The sequence below is a fragment of the Brevibacterium sp. AGC70 genome (assembly GCF_057334195.1).
The window spans coordinates 214,097-220,823 of the sequence record NZ_JBHFIH010000006.1 but is presented as its reverse complement, the minus strand read 5'-3'; the positions used below and the strand labels follow the sequence as shown (position 1 = coordinate 220,823).

6 protein-coding genes are annotated in these 6,727 nt (G+C 59.3%); all 6 read left to right on the top strand.

The genetic code is table 11. From position 1 onward, the window contains the following. The first annotated feature begins 650 nt into the window (after positions 1 to 650). The 6 genes from lhgO (at position 651) to ACE03M_RS04980 (ending at position 6,724) form a co-directional block, all read left to right on the top strand. Positions 651 to 1,856 carry an L-2-hydroxyglutarate oxidase gene (lhgO, locus tag ACE03M_RS05005; protein ID WP_485932993.1) on the top strand — a complete coding sequence of 402 codons (1,206 nt, stop codon included), beginning with the start codon at positions 651 to 653 and terminating at the stop codon, positions 1,854 to 1,856. A 135-nt stretch (positions 1,857 to 1,991) separates the two neighbouring features. Next, the gene (locus ACE03M_RS05000; RefSeq protein ID WP_485932991.1) at positions 1,992 to 3,032 is read left to right on the top strand and encodes a baeRF2 domain-containing protein; all 1,041 of its coding nucleotides are present in this window, start codon (positions 1,992 to 1,994) and stop codon (positions 3,030 to 3,032) included. A 656-nt stretch (positions 3,033 to 3,688) separates the two neighbouring features. Continuing rightward, on the top strand, positions 3,689 to 4,432 hold the full coding sequence (locus tag ACE03M_RS04995) for a hypothetical protein (RefSeq protein WP_485932989.1): 744 nt from the start codon (positions 3,689 to 3,691) through the stop codon (positions 4,430 to 4,432). Further along, positions 4,425 to 5,525: an SRPBCC family protein gene (locus ACE03M_RS04990; protein ID WP_485932988.1), complete on the top strand. Its 1,101-nt coding sequence runs from the start codon at positions 4,425 to 4,427 to the stop codon at positions 5,523 to 5,525. The genes ACE03M_RS04995 and ACE03M_RS04990 overlap by 8 nt, the downstream gene beginning before the upstream one ends. Before the next feature lie 33 nt (positions 5,526 to 5,558). Beyond that, positions 5,559 to 5,975, top strand: a complete 417-nt coding sequence (gvpJ, locus tag ACE03M_RS04985; RefSeq protein WP_143924518.1) for a gas vesicle protein GvpJ — start codon at positions 5,559 to 5,561, stop codon at positions 5,973 to 5,975. Next, positions 5,972 to 6,724, top strand: a complete 753-nt coding sequence (locus ACE03M_RS04980) for a GvpL/GvpF family gas vesicle protein (protein ID WP_485932987.1) — start codon at positions 5,972 to 5,974, stop codon at positions 6,722 to 6,724. The genes gvpJ and ACE03M_RS04980 overlap by 4 nt, the downstream gene beginning before the upstream one ends. Positions 6,725 to 6,727 lie beyond the last annotated feature (3 nt).

The window sequence follows — 6,727 nt, the reverse complement described above, 5'->3', positions numbered from 1 at the left end:
CCCCCCGACAGCAATTTTACGACCGGTCGTGTGCCGGTTTCGGAGCATCTTCATGGTTCTCCACATCGTTCGAAACTTGAACATCCGCTGGACGGAAACAGGCAGTCTCCTGGCAGATCCCTCACAACAATACGTAGTAACCAAAAAGTAATCACGAAATCACGGACAAAGTTACGATCTCGTTACATTCACGCTAGGTGACTCGGGGGATGTGCGTGAACTGTTCATGAAGTCAAATCTCTATGGGCCCGGAAATTCTGTAGTTGCTCCTGTAGGTGACTGTAGTGAATATGCCGTTCTGTTCCGAGAGCATGAGTATTGCCCCAGGTCAGAGCATCGTATACGCAAGACCGTCGGGTGGCTATCCCCACAGGGGGTCATCTGGGTATGGCGAAGGAGCCCGTCTGGAACCGAGTCGGGGTGGTGATTGTGTGGTAACTACCGAAGTGACAGTGCAGTAATTTAAATCATGACAAGATTGTTGGATATGAGGCCGTACTGCGATAATCCGCAGAAAATGCGGCTAATCCGAGACCTAGTCTCCGGCTGCTGGTCTGGGAGAAGGCTGACTGCGGCCTGTTTGCGCGGTGCACAGCGCCACAATAGGGTCGAGACATCCGCAGGAACGGGCAGAGAGGTGGCGAGTGGGCGTGAAGAAGCGTTTCGCCGTGATCGGCGCTGGCATCATCGGCGCGGCTGTGGCCCGCGGCCTGGTCCAGAAATACGACGGTGCAGACGTCACCCTGTACGAGAAGGAAGACCACCCTGCGGCTCACCAGACCGGTCACAATTCGGGCGTCGTCCATGCCGGCCTCTACTATGAGCCTGGAAGTCTCAAGGCGCTGCTCTGCCGTCGCGGTGTCTCGCTGCTGCTCGATTTCGCGCGCGAACACGATGTCGCATTCGAGGAGTGCGGAAAGGTCGTCGTCGCGACGAACGACGTCGAAGTCGAGCGGCTGGAGGGAATCCATGCTCGCGCCAGAGCGAATGGGGTCCCTGATGTCGAACTGCTGGACCGCGACGGACTGCTCGAGGTCGAGCCGAACGCCGAGGGCGTGGCCGCATTGCACTCACCGCATACCGGTATCATCGACTATCGAGGTCTGACGGAAGCGCTCGTCGCGGATTTTCGTCGTAGCGGTGGTCGAGTTCGCTTCTCCACCCAAGTGAAGAGGATTGAGCAGCGCAGCGGCAGCGCCGGGACTACCGCGATCGTTCACTCGAGCGTCGACTCGCAGGAGTACGACCAGGTCATCACGTGCGCCGGCCTGCAGGCTGACCGACTCGCGGCACGCTCAGGCGAAGACAAGAGCCCCAGCGTTGTGCCGTTCTTCGGTCAGTACTTCATCCTTGAGCCACGATTCAATGATGTCGTCAACGGCCTCATCTACCCGGTTCCGGACCCGAAGTACCCCTTCCTCGGAGTTCACGTGACCCGCCGCATCGACGGCGGACTGATGATCGGACCCAACGCCTTCCTCTCCTTCTCTCGGGAGGGGTACAAGGGTCTCGGCCTCAACGTCCCAGACTCCCTGGCGGTGGCAATGGATCCGGGATTCTGGAAGTTCGCGGCCGGCAACATGGCAACGGCTGCACGTGAGATTGGCGGGGTCCTCTCGATCGAGAAGTTCGTCGCCGAGGCCGCCCGCTACGTCCCGGCCCTCTGCGGAGCCGACGGTCACCGGGCCACTAGGGGAATTCGCGCTCAGGCGATGAACCGGGACGGTAACCTAGTCGATGATTTCGTCATCGATCGTGCGGGAGCCACGATGTTCGTCCGGAATGCACCCTCGCCGGGAGCCACCTCGGCGCTGGCGATTGCCGAACATCTCATCGACACCGCCGCCCTCACCTGAATAGGCGAAGACCGCAGTATTCTCACCTGGGATCTTCTGTTTTCCGTCGGGCAGACTGTTTACAAGCATCCGCGAGAGGTGCAAGCCTGGGGAGAGATCCAACATATGTGGCACCGAGTACGAACGGAGCTGATGATGAACCTCGAGAATCTACGCGCTGTGTATGACAACCAGAGTCCCTTCGCCACCGTCTATCTGGAAGGACGCTCTCCCGTTGCCGATGCCGAGAAGCAGGTGCGGCTGCGGTGGGACGAACTTCGTGCGAACCTCACGGACGCCGGGGCGGCAGACAAGATCCTTCAGCACCTCGACGACACCTTGATCGTCGAAGACATCACTGAAGTGCAGACCGATGGGCGCGTCGTCGTGGCGAACGCAGAAGGGGTTGTTCTCGACGAGCACTGGGATGCTGCCCTGGGCACCGGTGACACTGCACATTACGGAGAGGTCCCCGAGCTGGGTGCCTATGTCCGTGAAGGATGCCGCCTGGTCGATATGGTCCTCGTCATCGCCAATCAGGAAGGCGCGACCATCCGTGAGCTGAGGGTGTCCCCTCAGCATGAGGTGAAGCATCAGGATGAGTCACGCATCAGCGGTGACAGCGACGAGGACATTCATGCACCACGTCAGGGCGCGCTGTCGCACAACCAGATTCGACGTCGCGCCGATGAAATCGTCAAAGACAACGCCCGCGCAGTCGCTGACCACGTCGATGAGATTGTTCGCGCTCGTGAACCAGACCTCGTTGTGGTGGCCGGCGAGGTCCAGGGCCGCACCGCTGTGAAGGGTGAGCTTTCGGCCCGAGTCACCGAACTCCTCGAAGAAACCGATCAGGGAGGCACGGATGACGACGCTGGGGAAGAAGCACTCTACGATGCCCTGAAATCGCTGGCTTCTGATCGCGTCCAGGCGAAGCAGACCGAAGACACGGAGAACCTGTCCTACAGCAAGGCTCACGACCTTGCGGTGGAAGGACAGGAAAAGGTCTCTCAAGCCGTTCAGCGCGGAGCCGTGGCAACAGTGCTCCTCGACTACGATGCCGGTTCGGAAGGCGAAGGAGCGATCCTGGCCGACGCAGTCTTCTCGTCCGCCGATGTCGGACTCATCAGCGGGGACGTCGAGGACGGAATAGCGGCGATACTGCGCTATGACGCGGCCACGGCCTTGGCCGACTGACCATCGCCGCGTGATCACTGCTGGCTGAATTCCCGCATTTGACGGTGCCCACGGGTGCCGTTGGGTGCGGGACTTCTCGTTGAGAGGCCACCACACCGGAAAGTCATGACTTACAGATGACTTGATCAGGATCAGACATGCATCGATACCTTGACCGGTGCATGCTGTGGGGCATCTCCGGCACGGAGTGTCAGGCTAGTTGGCAGTCATGTCCTCACATGTCGGCTTGCTCCTATCTCGTGAGGTACTTGAACAGGCAATATTCATAGTCTGGCCACGGACGGGCTGAAAACCGCCTCAAAGAATCTGGGTCCCCCTTGACGGAATCGAAATCACGCGGAAGATTGATGTTCCAAGGGCAGATTGCTTGCGGCTTCTGAAGAACAGAAGCCCGAGGACAAAGTGAGGATTTTGCGAACAACCCAGACGACGGCCAGTCGCGTCACCAGCTGACGGTCATCCGGGAGCAGAAAGACATTTCATATCGAGACACGGCTGGCGATCACTGCTCAAAGCAATCACAGATCGCCAAGCTCAAGGGTCATCAGCCACACGCGCCATAGGCGCAGATTCGGAGGAACCCAGTGAACGACAAGATGAAACTCACAGGCCTGATATTGGCGGGCTACATGCTTGGCCGAACGAAGAAGTTAGGCATGGCACTGACGATCGCCTCTACCGTGGCTGGATCAAGTGTGGTGAAGAACCGCGAGAGTCTCATTGGCGGATTGAAGGAATTCGCCAATGCCACACCAGAACTCAAAGAGCTTCAAGAGAAGATCACCGGACGTCTGGCCGACTCAGGTAAGGGTGCAGCTAAGGCTCTGGCAGCCAAGGGCATCGACGAACTGAGCAGCCGGCTCCAGGACCAGACCGAGAAGATGAAGTCAACCTTGGATGAGGCCGCAGACGACCTCGACCCTTCGGTTGATGAGGAGGATCCGGACAGCGAAAGCGCGGAAGCCGATGCTCCCGAGCACCTCGACGAAGCTGAGACTCCTGAAGCTGAAGACGAACAGCTTGAGGAAGATGAGGCAGCTGAAGAGGCCGATTCTGCGGAGCCCGTCGATTCGGACGAGGCCGAAGAAGTAGACGAAGAGCCGGCAGCGGAAGAAGCGCCTGCGAAGAAGCCAGCCAGGAAGCGTGCCTCGACAGCGAGCCGGCCTGCAGGCAAAGCAACCGAATCCTCCACATCGAAGAGGTCAAGCACAGGCGGGACCACCAAGAGGACAAGCGGAACAGCATCGAAGACTTCGAGCACCCAGCGCCGGTCGGGCAGCAAGACGGCATCTGCTTCCAAGTCGACATCGACATCTAAGTCGGCACCGACGCGGAAGCGTTCGGCGGCTGCGAAGAAGCCTGCAGCTTCTCGCAAGACCAAGGAGGCCACCGGTGAGTGATGACTCCATTTTCAGTGGTTTGAAGGAGCAGGCGGCAGACTACGCCAAGACCCTCGGCCGCAAGGCAATCAAGTCCGCTGGCGACAAGGTCGATAAGTTGTCTGACCGTTTTGACGGATCGTCCGATTCAGCAGGCGCGGCTGCCCAGGCCGGTGCCCAGGAAATTGCGGAAGGCAAGTCGCCAGCCAAGGCGGCTCTCTCCGCAGCGACCGCTGGCGCCAAGGACAAGATCAAAGGTGTCTTCGGCGGGGGTTCTTCCGGCAGTTCCGGTGGCTCTGGCGACTTCAAGTTCTCGAACATCATCGAAACGGCCGATGTCGGTGTGCCGTTGTCTGTCGCGTACAACGCGTTCACAATGTTCGAGAACTGGCCCGACTTCATGAAGAAGGTCGAGAACGTCGAACGCACGGATGACGTGAAGATCAGCGTCAAAGGCCAGGCTGTCTGGTCCCACCGCACGTGGGAGGCGACGATCATCGAGCAGGTCCCGGACTCACATATCGTCTGGGAATCGACCGGTGAGAAGGGCTACATCAGCGGCAGCGTTTCCTTCCACGAGTTGGCCCCCAGGCTCACCCGCATCATAGCGAGCGGCGAATACCATAAACAGGGGTTCGTCGAGGGAGTCGGTGCCCTCTGGTTCACGGTGCCGCGCAGATTCCGGCTCGAACTGAAGTTCTTCGTTCATCACGTGATGAACGAGATCATGATCGATCAGGACGGCGTTGAAGGATGGCGCGGTGAGATCCGCGACAGCGAACTCGTCATGTCACATGAGGATGCTCTCGAAGATGAGCAGGCTCAGGCCGAAGCCGACGAGGCCGAAGAAGAGTACGAGGACGCTGCGCCCTATGAAGAGGACGAAGAGCCTCGTGAAGACGGCGAGCCCGAAGACGAGACCGAACCGGTTGAGGACGAGGATGCCGAAGGCGAATACGTCGACGAACCCGTCGACGAGGAGCCGGAAGAAGAATACCTTGACGAGCCCGTCGAAGAGGAGGAGATCGACGACTCAGGCGAACCTGTGGAATATGAAGAGGACGAACCAGAAGAGTACGAAGAAGCAGCCGAAGACGAAGGTGGACGCAACTGAGCGTCTGCTCCCTATCGGAAGTAGGTAATGAAAATGAGTACCAACACCGCTGAACGTTCACGTGGCAGTTATGTCGATCGTCCCTCATCGAGTTCTCTGGCTGACGTCGTCGAGATCATCCTCGACAAAGGACTCGTGATCGATGCCTATGTGCGAGTCTCACTCGTCGGCATCGAAATCCTCACCATCGACGCCCGCATCGTCATCGCCAGTGTGGACACGTACCTTCGCTTCGCCGAGGCGACCAACCGACTCGACCTGACGCAGCAGGGCGGTCGGGATCTGCCGGAGATGCTGGGCGGAATGGCAGAAAGCGGCGCCAAGGGAAAAACCCAGGGTGCCGTGGAGGGCGTCAAGAACGCGCTGACACCTGACGATTCCGATGACGAGGACGAGAAACCACGTCGGCGGACCAAACGTCCCGCTCGCAGCTCCTCTGAGTCCGAGTGAGCGGCGACATCGACACTGACAGCGACAAGTATCTCTACGGCATCGTTTTCGCAGATGCGAATGTGTCGGAGGGAACCGGCGGTGTGCAGGCAGCTCAGCTGCATGCCGTCGGCTCCGGTCGGGTCGCGGCGGTGGTGTCCGACCTCGTCGAGACGGACATCCTGGGCAGCCCGGACGATCTGAAGGCCCACATTGCGGTCCTCGACGAGCTCGCCGCGACGCAGCCAGTGCTGCCACTCGCCTTCGGGACCGTCATCCCAGCAGAGGCCGACATCGCTGGCGAAGTGCTGGCCCCACGCGAAGCCGAATATGTCGAGGCTCTGGAAGGACTGGCGGGGCTGTCGCAATTCACTCTTCTGGTCCGGTACGACCGGGACACCATCCTTCGAGAGATCATTCTCGACAACCCTGAAGTCGCCGAGTTGAGGGAGAACATTGCGGGCACGGATGAGGACGAGACACGAAACGAACGTATCCGCCTCGGCGAAATCGTGGTGAAGACCATGGAGAGTTGGAAGACCTCGGAGGGTCCACCGATTCTCCATCAGCTTGAACCTCTGACTGCCGATATGTCGGTGCGTGAGAGTGGACAGGCTGAAGACGTGGTCGAAGTCGCTGTGCTTCTTTCCCAGGAATCGCTCGCGGAGTTCGACGACACCATCGACAAGTTGGCAGAAGCGAATCAGGACCGTATGAGGTTCCGGCTCGTCGGACCACAGGCTCCCTATGATTTCGTTCCTGAGATGTAGGAG